This is a genomic window from Streptomyces sp. NPDC050416, from assembly GCF_044458845.1.
Classification (GTDB): Bacteria; Actinomycetota; Actinomycetes; order Streptomycetales; family Streptomycetaceae; genus Streptomyces.
In genome coordinates, this window is the sequence record NZ_JBITII010000015.1 from 103,353 (window position 1) to 120,729 (window position 17,377).

The following is a 17,377-nucleotide window of genomic DNA, read 5'->3' on the forward strand; positions in this document are numbered from 1 at the left end:
TCCATCCTTGGGCATGCAGCCAAGCAAGGGCCGTCCCCGTAGAGACGGGGCTGGTCAGGAAAGTTCGGTCGAGCGAATCGACGGTGTCGGCCCGGCCGAGGAGGCCGGAGATCTGAGGTACGACGATCCCTGGTACGACGCCCTCGCCTCCGGGTGGGGAGAGCCGGACGGTGCCGGAGTGCAGGCTCCGGTCGTGGTTCCGTCGGCACGCGGGGAGGGCGAGACCGGGGTGGCGGCGGCCGATGTGTATCTGGAGGTGCAGCGCAGCGCGGCCTTCCAGGAGGTGCGGCGGCAGTACCGGAGATTCGTGGTGCCGGCCTTCATGGCGTTCTTCGCCTGGTACGTGGGTTACGTCGTGGCTGCCACAGCCGCGCCGGAGCTGATGGCCAGGCCCGTGGTGGGAGTGGTGAACGTGGGGCTGGTGGCGGGGCTCGGGCAGTTCCTGACCACGTTCCTGTTCACCTGGGCGTACTCGCGGCACGCGCGGCTGCGCAGGGACCGGGCGGCGCTCGACCTGCGCTGGGACACACAGGAGCTGACGCGCGGCGTGAACGGCGGTGCCTCGTGACGGATGAACACCAGACGCTGGCGCTGCTGCTGTTCAGCGGGTTCGTCGCGGTCACGCTGGCGATCACGACATGGGTGAGCCGTAACCGGCGCGGTTCGGCGGAGGAGTTCTACGCGGGCGGGCGGCTCTTCTCACCCATGGAGAATGGTTTTGCCATCGCGGGCGACTACATGTCGGCCGCCTCCTTCCTCGGGGTCACCGGGCTCATCGCGCTGTTCGGCTACGACGGGCTGCTGTACGTCGTCGGCTTCCTCGTGGCCTGGCTGGTGGTGCTGTTCCTCGTGGCCGAACTGGTCCGCAACTGCGGCCGGTTCACGCTCGCCGACGTCGTGGCGGCGCGGATGAGGGAGCGGCCGGTACGGATCGCGGCGGGAACCTCCTCGGTCACAGTGTCCGTTCTGTATCTGGTGGCGCAGATGGTCGGCGCGGGCAGCCTGGTGGCGCTGCTGCTCGGGGGCACGAGCGGCGCGGCGCGGGCCTGGACCGTCATCGGTGTCGGCGCGCTCATGGTGATCTATGTGTCGCTGGGAGGGATGCGGGCGACGACGTGGATTCAGATCGTCAAGGCAGTCCTGCTGCTCGGCGGCACGATCGCGCTGACGGCGCTCGTCCTGGTGCGTTTCCACGGCGACCTGGACCGGCTGCTGCTCACGGCGGCCGAGCGCAGCGGTCACGGGGAAGCGTTTCTGGCGCCGGGGCTGAAGTACGGCGGGGACTGGACCGCCCGTTTCGACTTCATCAGTCTGGGGCTGGCCCTGGTGCTGGGCACGGCGGGGCTGCCGCACATCCTGTCCCGGTTCTACACCGTGCCCACCGCGCGCGCCGCACGCCGCTCGGTTGTCTGGGCCGTCGGGCTCATCGGCGGTTTCTACCTGATGACGATCGTGCTCGGGTTCGGCGCGGCGGCGATCGTGGGGCCGGACGCGGTACGCGGGTCGAACGGGTCCGGGAACACGGCCGTTCCGCTGCTGGCGCTCGACCTGGGTGGTGGTGCCGGATCCACGGGCGGAACGGTTCTCTTCGCGGTGGTAGCCGCGGTCGCCTTCGCCACGATTCTCGCGGTGGTCGCCGGGATCACGCTCGCGTCCTCGGCCTCGGTCGCCCATGACCTGTACGCGTCCCTGCGGCGCCGGGGCGGCAAGCCCCGCAGCGAGGTGGCCGTGGCCCGGGTCGCGGCCGTCGGTGTCGGCGTCGTGGCGATTGCCCTTGGTCTGCTGGCGCGGGACCTCAACGTCGCGTTCCTGGTGGGCCTCGCTTTCGCCGTCGCGGCGTCGGCGAACCTCCCGGTGCTGCTCTACTCCCTGTTCTGGCGTGGCTTCACCACACGGGGTGCCGTGTGGGCCGTCTACGGCGGTCTGATCCCGGCCGTGGTGCTCGTCGTGCTCTCCCCGGTGGCCTCCGGAAGCCCCGACTCGCTGTTCCCGAACGTCGATATCCAGTACTTCCCGTTGCAGAACCCCGGCCTGGTCTCGATTCCGCTGGGCTTCCTCGCGGGCTGGCTGGGCACGGTCACCGCGTCGGAGGTGCCGGACGAGGCCAAGCACGCGGAGACCGAGGTGCGGTCGCTGACCGGGGCGGGAGCCGCGTAGGGGCCGGCCCTGCACGGCTGTGGGGGCGGTCCCGTACGGCCGTGCAGGGCGGTCCCGCACGAGGCCTTGGGGCTACGGCGCCACCCATGCGTAGCGGTGTTCGGGCCGGCCCGTGTCGCCGTACTTGAGGGAGAGGCGCAGGCGGCCGGACTGTTCCAGGCGGCGCAGGTAGCGCTGGGCGGTGGAGCGGCTCAGTCCGGTCTCGGCGGCGACCTCGTGGGCGGAGAGCGGGTGGTCGGCGCGGTGCAGGACGCGGCAGATCAGTTCCGTCGTCGGCTCCGAGTTCCCGCTCGGCAGGCCCGGCGACGCGAGGGCCGGGGTGGTGCGCAGGGCACTGAAGATCCGGTCGACCTGTTCCTGGACGGCGACGCCGCGTCCGCCGCCGACCCGCTCGACGGTGCGGCGCAGGGCGGCGTAGGACTCCAGGCGGGTGTGCAGCGCGGCGAAAGTGAACGGCTTGACCAGGTAATGCAGGGCGCCCAGGCGCATGGCGGCCTGGATGGTCGCCACGTCGCCGTCCGCAGTGATCATGATGACGTCGGCGCCGTGGCCCTGTTCCCGCATGCGGTGGACGAGTTCGAGCCCCGTCCCGTCGGGGAGATAGTGGTCCAGCAGGACCAGGTCGATCCCTCCGCGCTGCACCGCCGCCAGCGCCTGGGCAGCGTTGTGCGCGCGGGCCGCCACCCGGAAGCCGGGGACCCTTCCCACGTACTTCGCGTTGATCTCGGCGACACGGAAGTCGTCGTCCACGACCAGGACGTCAATCATCGGGCCTCTTTCCCTCAAGGCCATGCGGGCGTCAAGCCCTTGTTTCGGCTACGTTTTTGTATCCCGCGCAAAACGAGCACAACAGGCTCTTGCGAGCAAAAGAACGGTATGCGCTCACAAGACTGATGCCGCCGGCCGAGCCGGACCTACCGTCCCCGGCCATGAGCGCAGACACCAGCCCCGCCATTGAGCTGCGGGGCGCGAGCAAGACGTTCAGGACCCCGTCGGGAGGCCTGCACACGGCCGTCCGGGACCTGGACCTCACGGTCGGCCGTGGGGAGTTCGTCGCGGTCGTCGGCCCCACGGGCTGCGGCAAGTCGACCACGTTGACCCTGGTCAGCGGCCTGGAGGAGCCCACCGAGGGCGACGTGCTGGTCGCCGGGGAGCCGGTGCGCGGCGTCGGCGACAAGGTCGGCTTCGTCTTCCAGCAGGACGCCACCTTCCCCTGGCGCACGGTGCTGTCCAACGTGATGGCGGGACCGCGCTTCCGGGGCGTGCCCAAGGCGGAGGCGAAGCGGAAGGCGCGCGACTGGCTGGCCCGGGTGGGCCTCGAGGCCTTCGAGGACCGCTACCCGCACCAGCTCTCCGGCGGCCAACGCAAACGCGTCGCGCTCGCCGCGACCTTCGTCAACGACCCCGAGATCCTGCTCATGGACGAGCCGTTCTCGGCACTCGACGTGCAGACCAGGGCGCTGATGTCGGACGAGCTGCTCGAACTGTGGGAAGGCACACGCGCCTCGGTCGTCTTCGTCACGCACGACCTGGAGGAGTCCATCGCGCTGGCCGACAAGGTCGTCGTGATGACCGCAGGGCCCGCGACCGTCAAGCAGGTCTTCACCATCGACCTGCCGCGGCCCCGCAAGGTCGAGGCGGTGCGCCTGGAGCCGCGGTTCATAGAGATCTACCGCGAGATCTGGGAGTCCCTCGGCGAAGAGGTGCGCATCACGCGCGAGAGGAGTGCCGCGCATGTCGCCTGAGCTCCTCAGCACACCGGTCGTGGAGGCGGCCAAGGCACCGGACCGTGCCTACTCGCGGGCCCGGGCCGCACGCAAGCGGAAAGTCCTGATCAACCTCGTCCGGGCGCTGCTGCTGGTCGGAGTCCTCGGGCTGTGGGAGGTGCTGTCCCGGGCCAAGGTCATAGACCCGTTCAACTTCTCCATGCCCTCCCAGATCTGGGACCAGATCTCCACCTGGGTCATGCACGGGACCGCGCTCGGCTCCCTGGGCGAGCAGATCTGGTACACGCTCTACGAGGCACTGCTCGGCTGGGTCCTCGGCGTGGTCACGGGCGTCGTGCTGGGCATCGCGCTGGGGCGGATCACCTTGCTCGCCGATGTTCTTGGTCCATACATCAAGGTGCTCAACTCGATTCCCAGGATCGTCCTCGCGCCGATCTTCGTGATCTGGTTCGGGCTCGGCCCGGCCTCCAAGGTCGCCTCGGCCGTCGTGCTGGTCTTCTTCCCGGTGTTCTTCAACGCCTTCCAGGGCGCCCGCGAGGTGGACCGGAACCTCGTCTCCAACGCCCGGATCCTGGGTGCGAGCGACCGCCGGGTGACCTTTCAGGTGGTCATCCCGTCCGCCACGTCCTGGATCTTCACCAGCCTCCACGTCAGCTTCGGCTTCGCCCTCATCGGCGCCATCGTCGGCGAGTACATCGGTGCCACCAAGGGCATCGGCCTGCTCGTCGCGCAGTCCCAGGGCACCTTCAACGCGGCCGGGGTGTACGCGGCGATGGTCATCCTCGCCGTCGTCGCGCTGCTCGCCGAAGGGCTGCTGACGTTCGCCGAGCGCCGCATCTTCCGCTGGAAGCCCGCGGACTCCGAGCACTGACACCCACTCCGGACGCCCCCCTTTTTCCTCCCTTCACAAGGACGTGAACCACCATGCGCACCAACGCCCGATACGCCGCCCTGGCCGCCGTCGGCCTGCTCGCCCTGTCCTCGCTCACCGCCTGTGCCAATGACGCCGCCGGTACGGCGTCGACCGGCTCCGGCAGCGGAGGCGGCGGCAAGGGCGAGCAGGTCAAGATCATGGTCGGTGGCCTGGACAAGGTCATCTACCTGCCCGCCATGCTCACCCAGCGGCTCGGCTACTTCGGCGCGGAGGGACTCGATGTGCAGTTGCTGAGCGAGCCCGCCGGCGTCCAGGCCGAGACGGCACTGGTCTCCGGCCAGGTCCAGGGGGCCGTCGGCTTCTACGACCACACCCTCGACCTCCAGACCAAGGGCAAGCAGGTCGAGTCGGTCGTGCAGTTCTCGCGCGCGCCGGGTGAGGTCGAGATCGTCTCCTCCAAGGCAGCGGGCGACATCACCTCGCCCAAGGACTTCAAGGGGAAGAAGCTCGGCATCACCGGCCTCGGTTCCTCGACGGACTTCCTCACCAAGTACCTCGCCGTCAAGAACGGCGTGAGCGTCAGCGACTTCACGCCCGTCGCCGTCGGTGCCGGCCCGACGTTCATCTCGGCGCTCCAGAAGGGCTCGATCGACGGCGGCATGACGACCGATCCGACGGTGGCGCAGGTCCTGGACAAGAAGGCGGGCAAAATCCTCCTCGACATGCGGACGCCGCAGGGGTCCCAGGAGGCGCTCGGTGGTCCCTATCCGTCGTCGAGTCTGTACATGCAGACGGACTGGGTGAACGGCCACAAGGCCACCGTCCAGAAGCTGGTCAACGCATTCGTCAAGACGCTCAACTGGATGTCCACCCACAGTGCGTCCCAGATCGCCGCCAAGATGCCGGCCGACTACTCGCAGGGCAACAGGGCCCTCTACGCACAGGCGATCAAGAGCACACTGCCGATGTTCACCAAGGACGGCGTGATGCCCGCGGACGGTCCCGAGACGGTCGAGAAGGTGCTCAAGGCGTTCAACCCCAACATCAAGAACGCCAAGATCGACCTGAGTCGGACCTACACGACCGAGTTCGCGAAGAAGGCCACGGGCTGACACCCGAAAGGGCCTCCGACCGGCCCTCTCTAGGCGCGGGTCGCCCACACGTAACGGTGCTCCGGGCGGCCCGCGTCGCCGTATTTCAGGGTCAGCCTGGCGCGTCCCGTGCGCTCCAGTAGCTTCAGATAGCGCTGGGCGGTCTGGCGGCTCACCCCGGTCCGTTCGGCGATCTCCTGGGCGGACAGGGGCCCGTCGGCGTTCATCAGGGACTGGCGGACCAGCTCCGCGGTGGTGGGGGAGTGCCCCTTGGGCAGATCCGGCTCGGAGGGGGCCGACAGCGCCCCGAAGATGCGGTCCACCTCGGCCTGCTCCGCCTCCCCGCCGCCGTCGAGGGTGCGGCGCAGCTCCGCGTACGCCTCCAGCTTGGCGCGCAGACCGGCGAAGGCGAACGGCTTGACCAGGTACTGCAACGCGCCGTGCCGCATCGCCGCCTGCACGGTGGACACGTCCCGGGCCGCCGTCACCATGATCACGTCGGTCTGGTGGCCGCGACGGCGCATCTCCTGCACGACCGCGAGTCCCGTCTCGTCCGGCAGGTAGTGGTCCATGAGCACCAGGTCGAGCCGGGGCAGCGTCTCCAGCCGGCTCAGCGCTTCCGCCGCGCTGTGGGCCTCACCCGCGACATGGAAGCCCGGCACCTTCTCGACGTAGGCGGCGTTGACCCGCGCGACCCTTGTGTCGTCGTCCACGACCAGGACCTCGATCATCACGACTCCTCCTTGGCGGTCTCCGGAGCTGACGGCACGGTCAGGGCCGGTTCCGGGCCAGGCTCGGCCAGCGCCTCCGGCAGGACGACGGTGAACTCCGCACCCCCGCCATGAGCATCCCCGACGGTCGCGCTGCCCCCCTGCCGCTCGGCGAGCCTGCGCACCAGGGAGAGCCCGATGCCCCGCTCTCGGTGCGCGGGCGGCTTCTTCGTGGACCATCCCTCGGTGAAGATCAACTCCTGGTGCTCCGGCGGGATTCCCGGGCCGGTGTCGCGCACCCGGAGGATCACCGTACGGCCCTCGGCGCGCAGTTCGACCTCCACGCGCGCGTGCGGCTTGCCCGCGACGGCGTCGAGGGCGTTGTCCACCAGGTTGCCGACGACGGTGACGAGCCCCTGGGGGTCGATCAGCCGGTCGGGCAGCCTGGTCCGGTCCGACACCCACAGGGCGACGCCCCGCTCGGCCGCGACGGTCGCCTTGCCGACCAGCAGGGCGGCGAGCAGCGGATCCGCGATGCGTTCGGTGACCTGTTCCGCGGTGGCCCGGTGGTCGCCGACCACTTCGCCGACGAACTCCACGGCGTCGTCGTACATCTCCAGTTCGAGCAGCCCCAGGAGCGTGTGCATACGGTTGGCGTGCTCGTGGTCCTGGGCGCGCAGGGCGTCGATCAGGCCGCGGGTGGAGTCCAGCTCGCGGCCCAGTTGCTCCAGCTCGGTGCGGTCGCGCAGGGTGGCCACGGCGCCGCCGTCGTCGGTGGGCATGCGGTTGGCGACCAGCACCCGCTGGCCCCGCACGGTGAGCAGGTCCGTGCCCGTCACGCGCCCGGCCAGCACATCGGCCGTGCGGCCGGCGCCGAGCGCCTCGTCGGGGGAGCGGCCCACCACCCCGTCCCCGATGCTCAGCAGGCGCTGCGCCTCGTCGTTGACGAGGCGGATACGACCGCTGCGGTCCAGGGCGACGACGCCTTCCCGGATGCCGTGCAGCATCGCCTCCCGCTCCGACAGCAGTGCCGCGATGTCCGAGAAGGCCAGGTCCCTGGTCTGCCGGTGGACCCGCCGGGAGATGAGCCACGCGGCCAGCGCGCCGACGGCCAGGGCACCTCCTGCGTACGCCAGCAGCCCCGGGATCGCGTGGATCAGCCGGGCCCGGACGCTGTCGTAGGCGATGCCGACCGAGACGGCGCCGACGACCCTGCCGTCGCTGTCACGCAGCGGCACCTTGCCGCGAGCGGAGCGGCCGAGGGTGCCGCTGTCGATCTCCATGACCTCCTTGCCGGCCAGGGCCTGGCCCGGGTCGGTCGAGACGATGCCACCGATCTGCTTCGGGTCGGTGTGCGACCAGCGCACGCCGCGCCAGTCCATCACCACGATGTACTCGGCCTTGGTGGCCTTCCGGATCCGCTCCGCCTCCCGCTGCACCGGACCGTTCGGTGAGGGAGGCGTGTCCCTCACTTCCTCCGCGAGGCCCGGCTGCTGCGCGGTGGTCTGCGCGATGGCGAGGGCGCGGCGCATCGCCTGGTCGTCCAGCTGGTCGCTCAGGGGCGCGAGGAACAGCCCGGTCGCGAGGACCGCGACTCCCGCGGCGATCGCCACCTGCATCAGCAGTACCTGCGAGAACACCCGCCGCGGCAGGCCGAGGCGCAGGCGGCGTGCGGGGGGAGTGGGGCTCATACCCAAGAAGGTACGTGGGGCCGGCTACCTGCCGTAACGGGTGTGGCGTGGATCTCTGGATCAATGCTTGAGAAGACGGCCCGCACCGCGGTCGGCGGACCGGTCAGCCGGCGAGCGCCGTCGTCATCCTCACCTCGCGCACCGCCACCACGTCCATCCGCGCGGGTGAACCGAGGACCGCCGCTCCACAGCTCTCCGGCCGGGGCGGCAGCGCCGCGCCCTGGGCCACCTCGACCTGCCAGCGACGCCCGTCGGCGTGGACGACGGTCACCTCCCAGCGCGGGGCCGCGCCGGCCGTCCGCACGACACTCAGCGCCTCCGCGGCGTATTCGCCTGTCGTGGTGCGCACGGCGAGCTCGGCCGCCTGGCCGGGCCGTTCCCAGGCCGAGCTGCCCCGGCACCCCTCGACGACGATCCGCCCCTCCCGAGCGCCGTGCAGGACCTCTTTGAGGGTGTGCGCCTCGGCCCGGCCGTACGCGTATCCGTATGGCAGCACGAGCGCTGTCGGGGAGAAGCGGTGACCACCCAGATGGGTGACCTCCCAGACGCCCTCGACCCCGGACGCGGCGAGTTCGGCCGCGAGCGGGCGGCCGAGGAGGGCGCAGCAGCGGTCGCGCTTGCCGTTGGTGCATACGAGGGCGAGCGGATCACCCTCGTGGGGCCGTCCGCCGAGCACCGCGTCGAAGGTGCCGTGGTCGCCCCGGCCGAGTGCGGCGAAGTCGAGATCGAGGAGCTGCCCGGGGTCCGAGGTGGTGGCGCCGTGCAGCCACACGTTTCCCGGAACGGTGTGGGCCGCGTACACCCGGCGGGTGGCGGGCATCCGTTGGTCCGCGTGGCGTCCGGGGCGGCGGATGAGCGCGATCCGTACGCCCGTGTCCTTGGCGGCCGCCTCCAGGGCGCGGCCCAGCGCGGGGTCCAGGTGGCTCGAAGTGAGCGCCTTGGCACCCCACGGACCGGGCTGTTCCAGCAACAGCCAGGTCCTCGCGGTGGCCGCGGTTCCCGAAACGGGCTCGTCGGAGTCCCGGGAGACGCTTGAGCACGTACTCACAGAGGTGAGCCTAACCTGAGTTGGGCCGCGGCTCATTCCGGCCCCGCCCTTGCCTACTCCGGCAGTGGCTGCGGCGGCTTCGGCCCCGCGTAGAGACCGCTCGGACGCATGCGCAGCGGGCGCTCGCCGTACTCCTCGAGGGCGTGCGCGATCCAGCCCGCCGTTCGGGCCACCGCGAAGATCGTCTCGCCCGCGGTCGGGGGCATGCCGCAGGACGTGGTGAGCACGGCGAGCGCGAGGTCGACGTTGGCGTGCAGCGGGGTGTGGCGGGCGGTGGTCTCGACGATGTCGCGGGCGGCGAGGAGAGCGGGTTCCGCGCGCGGGATCCGCTCCAGGAGGGCGAACAGGGCACGCGCGCGTGGGTCCTCGCCCGGGTAGAGCCGGTGGCCGAGCCCCGGGATACGGCGGCCCGCGCGCAGTTCGTCCGCGATCACCGGTGCCGCGTCGCCCTGGTCGAGCACGTCCTGGAGCAGCCGGTGCGCGAGCCCGCTGGCCGCGCCGTGCAGCGGGCCCTCGATCACCCCGAGTCCGGCGGAGACCGCCGCGTAGGCGTGGGCACGGGCCGACGCGGCGACGCGCACCGCGAGGGTCGAGGCGGCCAGGTCGTGGTCGACGAGGAGGGCGAGCGCGGTGTCCAGGGCCCGCAGGGACGCCTCATCGGGGTCCTTGTGCGCCGACAGCCTGGACCACAGACGGTGGGCCAGGGGGCCTTCGTCACGGCGGTCGCGCAACGCCGGGGGCAGGGCGGCGACCAGTGTGGGAATGAGGGTGCGCGCGGTGCCGAGCACGGCGTCCTCGGACAGGTCGAAGCGCAGCGGGTCAGCGGTCGCGGCGGCGATCGTCGCGACGCGCAGCAGGTCGGTGGGCGCGGCGTGGTCGGGCAGCGCGTCGACGGCCCGGCGGGCCACGGCGACCGAGGCGGCCGGTGCGGTGAACGTGCTGCCCGGCCGCATCCGGCCGGTCCACAGCCACTCGGCGACCTCCTCGTAGGTGTGCCGCGTGGCCAGGTCGACGGCGTCGACACCGCGATAGTAGTAGCGGTCGCTCTCGATGAGTGTGATGCGGGTCCGTACGGACAACTCGCCACCGGAGGGGGAACTCCCGGCGCTCTCCCGCCTGTTGCGCCGGGCGAGCGCCTCGACCTCCCTGGCGTCGAAGGTGCTGCCCCGGCCGCCGGCCACCCGCCGGCTGCTGAGCTGACCGCGGCTCACGTACGCGTAGACGGTCTCCGGCTTCACACCGAGCAGCTCGGCGGCCTCCTTGGTGCTCAGCCGACTTTCCGCGTCGAGGGGGGCGGGTTCTTGATCGCGCATGGGGTCACCGTATCCGCCTAGCGGCCCATTGACTGGCATATTGATTCAATCAATATTGACACCAAGTAAGTCAACCATGGACAGTCGAATCAAGTCCAGGGAGGAAGACATGTCCGTCAACAGGTCCGCAACCGCTCTCATCGACGCACCGCGGGGACTCGCCGGTGTCGTCGTCACCGACACCCGGATCGGTGACGTCCGTGGCGTCGAGGGCTTCTACCACTACCGGCAGTACTCCGCCGTCGACCTCGCGCGGACCCGCGCCTTCGAGGACGTCTGGCATCTGCTCGTGCACGGCGACCTGCCGGACCCGGGGCAGAGCGAGGCCTTCGCGGCGCGGACCGCGGCGCTGCGGCGGCTGCCCGACGAGGTCCGTACGGCCCTGCCGGCCATCGCGGCGGCCGGCGGGCGCTCCGGCCCGCTCGCCGGGATGCGCACGGCGCTGTCGCTGCTGGGCGCGGCCAAGGGCTTCCGGCCCGTGTACGACATCGATGCCGACCGGCGCAGGCAGGACACCGTCGAGGCGACCGCGGCCGTACCCACACTGCTCACCGCGCTGCACCGGCTGGGGAAGGGACTCGAGCCGGTGGAGCCGCGTGAGGACCTGTCGTACGCGGCCAATTACCTGTACATGTTGACCGGTTCGGTGCCGACCGAGCGGCACGCACGGGCGATCGAGCAATACCTGATCTCAACCATTGATCACGGATTCAATGCATCAACCTTCACGGCCCGGGTCATCGCGTCGACGGGTGCGGACGTGGCGGCGTGCCTCGCCGGTGCGTTGGCGGCCCTGTCGGGGCCGTTGCACGGGGGAGCGCCCAGTCGTGCGCTGGACACCCTGGACGCGATCGGCACCCCGGACCGTATCGACTCCTGGGTGCGGCAGCGGGTGCTCGCCGGTGAGCGCATCATGGGCTTCGGGCACGCGATCTACCGCACGGAGGACCCCAGGTCGCGGATGCTGCGCGAGGTCGCCCAGGGGTTCGGTGGCCCGCGGGTGGACTTCGCCGTGGAGGTCGAACGGCACGTCGAGGCGATCCTGACGGAGTTGAAGCCCGGCCGTGAACTCCACACCAACGTGGAGTACTACGCGGGCGTGGTCATGGAACTCTGCGGCCTGCCCCGCGAGATGTTCACACCGACCTTCGCCGCCGCGCGCGTCGTCGGCTGGAGCGCCAACATTCTGGAACAGGCGGAGGACACGAAGATCATCAGGCCGGTGGCGCGCTATGTGGGACCGGAGGCGCCGGCACCCGTGCCCGCCTGACGGCCGGCGCCGCAGGAACACGGAGGGTCCGGCACCAGGAGGTGCCGGACCCGAGCCGCAGGACCGGCTCGACGGAGGTCCGACCCGCGGGGGCGACAGGCATGTCCGCGGACCGGACGGGCATCCGACGAGATCAGGCGTCGGGAATATCGGCCTTGGCGTCGATGAGGGTCCTGCGCGAGACCACGACGATGCGCTCGTAGTCCGCTCTGGACGCGTCGCCGGGGAGCTTCCCGTCGAGTTCTTCGGTGAGGTCGGTGCCGATTACAGCGAACCTGCCGTCGGACAGCTCGAAGATATCGGGGCAATTGGCACCAGTCGCACTTCCCCGCGCGCTCGGAGGGGTGCCAATCCGACGGATGATGTGGCTCACTGTTCTGGCGTTCCTTTTGATCTCGAGGCTTGGTGCGCACTGTAGCCTGCGGTGCGATGCGGCCCTGTGGGGCCGCGGCCTCGACAACCGGGCGGCGTGGAGCGGCGGTTCGGCGGTGGTCGACCCGGTTCGCGGGATGCGCAGTAGTCAACCTTGTGGGCATCTGGGGAAACGCGCCGGTTTATGGGTTCGTTACCGCCCAGCCGTGTGATGCGTTCAAGAGAGTGATCCGGAAGGTACGGCGCTTACGGCCGGGGCCCGGCGCCAGGGGGCTTCTGATCGCTCTCCACCAGGAGCCCCCTACTCGCCCGGCGGCTCCCCGACCACCCACCACTGGTCGGTGTCCGCCTCCTCCAACTGCACGAGAAGGTCGTCGACCATGCGTCCGAGCCTGGCCTCCTGGGACGAGTCGGCGAGGGTCGCCCGATGGGGGCGGGAGGCGTACCAGTACTCCCTGAAGGCGGCGTTCTGCAGCATGCTCCGGGCGAAGCCGAAGAACTCCTCCCGGCTCATGTTGCCCATGCGGTGATAGCACAGGGCGTTCGTGTAGAGGGCGTTGGCGAAGAGGAACTGGCGGAGTTTCCTGGGCGAGACGGTCCCGTCGTACACGTCCAGCACCTCGGCCAGCTCCGGATCGTCCATCGCCTTGCTCAGCAACTCCCAGTGCAGGCGCTGCTGGTGGGCGAAGTTGGCCCGGCGCTGTGACTGTGCGGCCTCCTCCAGATGCTCGATCCGGGTACGCAACGCATGGAACGCCGGCCGCTGCGCGGCCATGGCGACGGCGGCGCCCGCCGCCAGGACGATCCCTGCCGAGGCGGTGGCACCCAGCCCCCGAAAGCTCATTTTCCGTGTGCCCATGTCAACCCCCGATTCAGGCGGCCGTCCGCCGGTCGTCGGTACGCGGGTCGACTGAAGGGGACCGGCGAGCGGTGGGCGGCGCTTGCCGTCTCCCAGAGTGCCGAGCGGCTCTGATCGGCGGGGAGGCGGAGAGGAGGCGCACGGAGGGAAGCGAGGGTCGCACAAACCGGCGCCATGCCCAACGTCTGCCCCGCGAGTGCTGCTAACAATCGTTCACTTCGCCGCGATTCCGACGGCTCGTATCCTGGGGCGGCATCCCATCCTCATACGTGCGCCGGGAACGCGAGCCGGTGCACGCGTCGGCGTGAGAGAGGTCGCACGGTGAGCCTGCCGAGCCCGGAACCGCAGCAGATCCCGGTCGTCGTCCTGGCCGGATTCCTCGGCTCGGGGAAGACCACACTGCTCAACCACCTCCTCCACCGCAGCGGCGGCAGCCGTATCGGCGCCATCGTCAACGACTTCGGGGCCATCGAGATCGACGCGATGGCCGTGGCGGGAGCGCTCGGCGACTCGACGGTCTCGCTCGGCAACGGCTGTCTGTGCTGTGCCGTCGACGCGAGCGAGCTGGACCAGTACCTGGAACGGCTGGCGGAACCCTCCCTAGGCATCGACGTCATCGTCATCGAGGCGAGCGGGCTGGCCGAGCCGCAGGAACTCGTGCGGATGGTGCTCGCCAGCGAGCATCCGGGGATCGTGTACGGCGGGCTCGTCGAGGTCGTGGACGCCGCCGAGTTCGACGACACCCGGTCCAGGCACCCGGAGATCGACCGGCATCTCGCGCTGGCCGATCTCGTCGTGGTCAACAAGCTCGACCGGGCGGCGGACGGTGAACGCGTCCTCGGAGTGGTCCGCTCCCTCGTCGACCGCGCCGCCGTCGTCCCGGCCTCCTACGGCCGGATCGACCCCGAGTTCCTCTTCGACTGCCGGCCGAGCGAGGAACGCATCGGGCAGCTGTCCTTCGACGACCTGCACGAGCACGGCGCGGACGACCACGCCGAGCACCTGCACAGCGCCTACGACAGCCTGTCGTTCGTCTCGAAGGAGCCCCTCGACCCGCGCCGGCTCATGGAGTTCCTCGACAGCCGTCCAGAGGGGCTGTACCGGATCAAGGGCTATGTCGACTTCGGGCCCTACGACGTGCGGGACCGCTACGCCGTCCATGCCGTCGGGCGGTTCCTGCGCTTCTACCCGGAGCCCTGGCCGGCCGGCGGCGAGCGCCTCACCCAGCTGGTCCTGATCGGCTCCGGCATCGACGCCCCCGCCCTCGACAAGGAACTCGGCGCGTGCAGGAGCGACGCCCCGCACGCCGACGAGCGCGGCATGTGGGGCGTCCTCAGGTACGTACAGAACCCGGAGGAGGACCCGGCAGACGCAGAGCCTGCCTGAGCCCTCCGCCGGAGGGTTCTAGACCGGCCCCGCCACCACGGCCACCGTCTTCGCCAGGGACACACCCGAGCCGTCACGCCGCGGGTCCATGTCCGGGAGGTCGGCCGGGGTGCCGTTCTTCTGCGCGGCGAGTGCCGGGGCCGGGCCCGCCCAGGCCAGGGACAGGCAGTCCTCGCCCTTCAGGAATCGCTGGCAGCGGACGCCGCCGGTGGCGCGGCCCTTGCGCGGGTACTGGTCGAACGGGGTCATCTTGGCCGTCGTCTGCACGGAGTCGTCCAGCGTGCCCCGCGAGCCGGCGACGGTGAAGACCACGGCGTCCACCGCCGGGTCCACCGCCGTGAAGGAGATGACCTTCGCGCCCTCGGTGAGCTTGATGCCGGCCACACCGCCGGCCGGGCGGCCCTGCGGCCGGACCTGGGACGCCTGGAAGCGCAGCAACTGGGCGTCGTCGGTGATGAAGACCAGATCCTCCTCGCCGGTGCGCAGCTCGACCGCGCCGACGATCCGGTCGCCCTCCTTGAGGGTGATCACCTCGAGCTCTTCCTTGTTGGCCGGGTAGTCCGGCACCACGCGCTTGACGACGCCCTGTGCCGTGCCGAGCGCAAGGCCGGGCGACGACTCGTCGAGCGTCGTCAGGCACACCACCGTCTCGTCGTCCTCCAGGGAGACGAACTCGGCGAGCGGGGCGCCTCCCGCGAGGTTCGGCGTCGGCATCGCTTCCGGGAGCTGGGGCAGGTCGATCACGTTCAGCCGCAGCAGCCGGCCCGCCGAGGTGACAGCGCCCACCTCGCCGCGGGCGGTGGCGGGCACCGCCGAGACGATCACGTCGTGCTTGACCCGCTTGGTGCCGGCGTCCTCCGGGAACGGTTCGCCGTTCGCCGTACGGGCCAGCAGCCCCGTCGAGGACAGCAGCACCCGGCACGGGTCGTCGGCCACCTGGAGCGGCACCGTGGCGACCGGGGCGCCACCCGACTCCAGCAGGACCGTCCGCCGGTCGGTGCCGAACTTCTTGGCGACCGTGGCCAGTTCGGAGGAGACCAGCTTGCGCAGCTCCGTGTCCGAGTCGAGAATCCGGGTCAGTTCCTCGATCTCCGCGTTGAGCCGGTCCTTCTCGGTCTCCAGCTCGATGCGGTCGTACTTGGTCAGGCGGCGCAGCGGCGTGTCGAGGATGTACTGCGTCTGCACCTCGCTCAGCGAGAACTGCTCCATCAGGCGCTGCTTCGCCTGCGCGGAGTTCTCGCTGGAGCGGATGAGGCGGATGACCTCGTCGATGTCCAGCAGGGCCGTCAGCAGACCCTCGACCAGGTGCAGCCGGTCCCGCTTCTTGGTGCGGCGGAACTCCGAACGCCGCCGCACGACCGTGAAGCGGTGGTCGAGATAGACCTCCAGCAGCTCCTTCAGACCCAGCGTGAGCGGCTGGCCGTCGACCAGGGCGACGTTGTTGATGCCGAAGGACTCCTCCATCGGCGTCAGCTTGTACAGCTGCTCCAGGACCGCCTCCGGCACGAAGCCGTTCTTGATCTCGATGACCAGGCGCAGCCCGTGCTCACGGTCGGTGAGGTCCTTGACGTCGGCGATGCCCTGGAGCTTCTTCGAGCCCACCAGGTCCTTGATCTTGGCGATCACCTTCTCCGGGCCGACCGTGAAGGGCAGCTCGGTGACCACGAGGCCCTTGCGGCGGGCCGTCACGGGCTCCACGGACACCGTGGCGCGCATCTTGAACGAGCCGCGGCCCGTCTCGTACGCGTCCCGGATGCCGGACAGTCCGACGATCCGGCCGCCGGTGGGCAGGTCGGGGCCCGGCACGTGCTTCATCAGGGCGTCGAGATCGGCGTTCGGGTACCTGATCAGGTGGCGGGCGGCGGCGATCACCTCGCGCAGGTTGTGCGGCGGCATGTTCGTGGCCATACCGACCGCGATGCCCGAGGCACCGTTGACCAGGAGGTTCGGGAAGGCGGCGGGCAGCGCCACCGGTTCCCGCTCCTGGCCGTCGTAGTTCGGGTTGAAGTCGACGGTGTCCTCATCGATGGACTCCGTCATCAGGCTCGTCGCCTCGGCCATCCGGCACTCGGTGTACCGCATGGCGGCCGGCGGGTCGTCGTTGCCCAGCGAGCCGAAGTTGCCGTGGCCGTCGACCAGGGGGACGCGCATCGAGAAGGGCTGGGCCATGCGCACGAGGGCGTCGTAGATCGACGCGTCGCCGTGCGGATGCAGCTTGCCCATCACCTCGCCGACGACGCGGGCGCACTTCACGTACCCGCGCTCGGGGCGCAGGCCCATCTCGTTCATCTGGTAGACGATGCGGCGGTGGACCGGCTTGAGACCGTCGCGCGCGTCGGGCAGGGCGCGGGAGTAGATGACCGAGTACGCGTACTCGAGGAAGGAGCCCTGCATCTCGTCGACGACGTCGATGTCGAGGATTCTCTCCTCGTACGAGTCGTCGGGCGGCGGGGTCTTCGTGCTGCGGCGGGCCATCGCTGCCGGCTCCTTGCTGAAGCGTTGAACGAGATCTGACGCCGACCATTGTGGACCGCCGCACTGACAACCGGGACCAGGACCCGGTCTACGGCCTCCCCGGCACGGAACCAGGACCCGGTCTGCGGCCTCCCCGGCAGGGGTTCATACCCGGGCCGAGGGTGCCGCCCGCCCGGCCCGGGCGGCGGATCGGACGCTGCCGGAGGACTGCCGCGGGCCGCCCGGTCGGGCCGGCGGCTCCGGGGTCTTCCGCCGGTCTTTTCCCGGCCCCGGGACCGGCCCGCCGTCACCACCGCGCACCGCCCCGGCCGCTTCCCTCTCACGCTCTCCGCGTACGCCCCCCGGGAACTTCACCAGGGCCCCGCACGCTTGCATACAGTGGCAGGACTCGCCAGGAAAACCGC

15 protein-coding genes are annotated in these 17,377 nt (G+C 70.5%); 7 read left to right on the forward strand and 8 right to left on the reverse strand.

The window, feature by feature from the left end:
- Positions 1-13: 13 nt before the first annotated feature.
- Together ACIBL4_RS35840 and ACIBL4_RS35845 are read left to right on the forward strand one after the other, a co-directional pair.
- Positions 14-568: a DUF485 domain-containing protein gene (locus tag ACIBL4_RS35840; protein WP_399415984.1), complete on the forward strand. Its 555-nt coding sequence runs from the start codon at positions 14-16 to the stop codon at positions 566-568.
- Complete coding sequence (locus tag ACIBL4_RS35845) at positions 565-2,157, forward strand: cation acetate symporter (protein ID WP_399415985.1); 1,593 nt, start codon at positions 565-567, stop codon at positions 2,155-2,157. Before ACIBL4_RS35840 ends, ACIBL4_RS35845 begins: the two co-directional genes overlap by 4 nt.
- 72 nt (positions 2,158-2,229) lie before the next feature.
- Here the strand turns inward: ACIBL4_RS35845 and ACIBL4_RS35850 are convergent, their stop codons facing one another.
- Positions 2,230-2,925, reverse strand: a complete 696-nt coding sequence (locus tag ACIBL4_RS35850; RefSeq protein WP_399415986.1) for a response regulator — start codon at positions 2,923-2,925, stop codon at positions 2,230-2,232.
- A gap of 161 nt (positions 2,926-3,086) precedes the next feature.
- On the opposite strand from ACIBL4_RS35850, the gene ACIBL4_RS35855 reads away from it, so the two are divergent.
- Genes ACIBL4_RS35855 through ACIBL4_RS35865 form a run of 3 tightly spaced genes read left to right on the forward strand, consistent with a single transcriptional unit; the run spans position 3,087 to position 5,870 of the window.
- Positions 3,087-3,902, forward strand: a complete 816-nt coding sequence (locus ACIBL4_RS35855) for an ABC transporter ATP-binding protein (protein WP_399415987.1) — start codon at positions 3,087-3,089, stop codon at positions 3,900-3,902.
- On the forward strand, positions 3,892-4,755 hold the full coding sequence (locus ACIBL4_RS35860) for an ABC transporter permease (protein WP_399415988.1): 864 nt from the start codon (positions 3,892-3,894) through the stop codon (positions 4,753-4,755). Before ACIBL4_RS35855 ends, ACIBL4_RS35860 begins: the two co-directional genes overlap by 11 nt.
- Positions 4,756-4,808: 53 nt before the next feature.
- Positions 4,809-5,870 (forward strand): ABC transporter substrate-binding protein, encoded by a 1,062-nt coding sequence (locus ACIBL4_RS35865; RefSeq protein ID WP_399415989.1) that lies wholly within the window; start codon positions 4,809-4,811, stop codon positions 5,868-5,870.
- A gap of 29 nt (positions 5,871-5,899) precedes the next feature.
- Here ACIBL4_RS35865 and ACIBL4_RS35870 read toward each other — a convergent pair whose 3' ends face one another.
- From ACIBL4_RS35870 to ACIBL4_RS35885, 4 genes are all read right to left on the reverse strand, one after another.
- Positions 5,900-6,580: a response regulator gene (locus tag ACIBL4_RS35870; RefSeq protein ID WP_356923605.1), complete on the reverse strand. Its 681-nt coding sequence runs from the start codon at positions 6,578-6,580 to the stop codon at positions 5,900-5,902.
- Complete coding sequence (locus ACIBL4_RS35875) at positions 6,580-8,250, reverse strand: ATP-binding protein (RefSeq protein ID WP_399415990.1); 1,671 nt, start codon at positions 8,248-8,250, stop codon at positions 6,580-6,582. Before ACIBL4_RS35875 ends, ACIBL4_RS35870 begins: the two co-directional genes overlap by 1 nt.
- 103 nt (positions 8,251-8,353) lie before the next feature.
- A complete protein-coding gene (locus ACIBL4_RS35880; protein WP_399415991.1) occupies positions 8,354-9,298 on the reverse strand; it encodes a sucrase ferredoxin in 945 nt (314 codons plus the stop codon).
- A 53-nt stretch (positions 9,299-9,351) separates the two neighbouring features.
- Positions 9,352-10,611 carry a citrate synthase family protein gene (locus ACIBL4_RS35885; protein ID WP_399415993.1) on the reverse strand — a complete coding sequence of 420 codons (1,260 nt, stop codon included), beginning with the start codon at positions 10,609-10,611 and terminating at the stop codon, positions 9,352-9,354.
- Between the two features lie 109 nt (positions 10,612-10,720).
- Here ACIBL4_RS35885 and ACIBL4_RS35890 point away from each other — a divergent pair, with 109 nt between their 5' ends.
- Positions 10,721-11,881 carry a citrate synthase/methylcitrate synthase gene (locus ACIBL4_RS35890; protein ID WP_399415994.1) on the forward strand — a complete coding sequence of 387 codons (1,161 nt, stop codon included), beginning with the start codon at positions 10,721-10,723 and terminating at the stop codon, positions 11,879-11,881.
- A gap of 133 nt (positions 11,882-12,014) precedes the next feature.
- Here the strand turns inward: ACIBL4_RS35890 and ACIBL4_RS35895 are convergent, their stop codons facing one another.
- Positions 12,015-12,254 (reverse strand): hypothetical protein, encoded by a 240-nt coding sequence (locus ACIBL4_RS35895; RefSeq protein WP_399415995.1) that lies wholly within the window; start codon positions 12,252-12,254, stop codon positions 12,015-12,017.
- A 300-nt stretch (positions 12,255-12,554) separates the two neighbouring features.
- Complete coding sequence (locus ACIBL4_RS35900) at positions 12,555-13,112, reverse strand: DUF6082 family protein (RefSeq protein ID WP_399415996.1); 558 nt, start codon at positions 13,110-13,112, stop codon at positions 12,555-12,557.
- A gap of 321 nt (positions 13,113-13,433) precedes the next feature.
- Between ACIBL4_RS35900 and ACIBL4_RS35905 the strand changes: the two genes are divergently transcribed.
- A complete protein-coding gene (locus ACIBL4_RS35905) occupies positions 13,434-14,498 on the forward strand; it encodes a CobW family GTP-binding protein (RefSeq protein WP_399415998.1) in 1,065 nt (354 codons plus the stop codon).
- Positions 14,499-14,516: 18 nt separating this feature from the next.
- On the opposite strand, the gene ACIBL4_RS35910 is transcribed toward ACIBL4_RS35905, so the two are convergent.
- Entirely contained in the window at positions 14,517-16,973 is a 2,457-nt protein-coding gene (locus ACIBL4_RS35910; RefSeq protein WP_399415999.1) for a DNA topoisomerase (ATP-hydrolyzing) subunit A, read from the reverse strand.
- Between the last annotated feature and the right edge of the window lie 404 nt (positions 16,974-17,377).

Coding starts and splice junctions, on each gene's coding strand:
- ACIBL4_RS35840 (WP_399415984.1), top strand. CDS start 14: ATGCAGCCAAGCAAGGGCCGTCCCCGTAGAGACGGGGCTGGTCAGGAA.
- ACIBL4_RS35850 (WP_399415986.1), bottom strand. CDS start 2,925: ATGATTGACGTCCTGGTCGTGGACGACGACTTCCGTGTCGCCGAGATC.
- ACIBL4_RS35855 (WP_399415987.1), top strand. CDS start 3,087: ATGAGCGCAGACACCAGCCCCGCCATTGAGCTGCGGGGCGCGAGCAAG.
- ACIBL4_RS35860 (WP_399415988.1), top strand. CDS start 3,892: ATGTCGCCTGAGCTCCTCAGCACACCGGTCGTGGAGGCGGCCAAGGCA.
- ACIBL4_RS35865 (WP_399415989.1), top strand. CDS start 4,809: ATGCGCACCAACGCCCGATACGCCGCCCTGGCCGCCGTCGGCCTGCTC.
- ACIBL4_RS35870 (WP_356923605.1), bottom strand. CDS start 6,580: ATGATCGAGGTCCTGGTCGTGGACGACGACACAAGGGTCGCGCGGGTC.
- ACIBL4_RS35875 (WP_399415990.1), bottom strand. CDS start 8,250: ATGAGCCCCACTCCCCCCGCACGCCGCCTGCGCCTCGGCCTGCCGCGG.
- ACIBL4_RS35885 (WP_399415993.1), bottom strand. CDS start 10,611: ATGCGCGATCAAGAACCCGCCCCCCTCGACGCGGAAAGTCGGCTGAGC.
- ACIBL4_RS35890 (WP_399415994.1), top strand. CDS start 10,721: ATGTCCGTCAACAGGTCCGCAACCGCTCTCATCGACGCACCGCGGGGA.
- ACIBL4_RS35900 (WP_399415996.1), bottom strand. CDS start 13,112: ATGGGCACACGGAAAATGAGCTTTCGGGGGCTGGGTGCCACCGCCTCG.
- ACIBL4_RS35910 (WP_399415999.1), bottom strand. CDS start 16,973: ATGGCCCGCCGCAGCACGAAGACCCCGCCGCCCGACGACTCGTACGAG.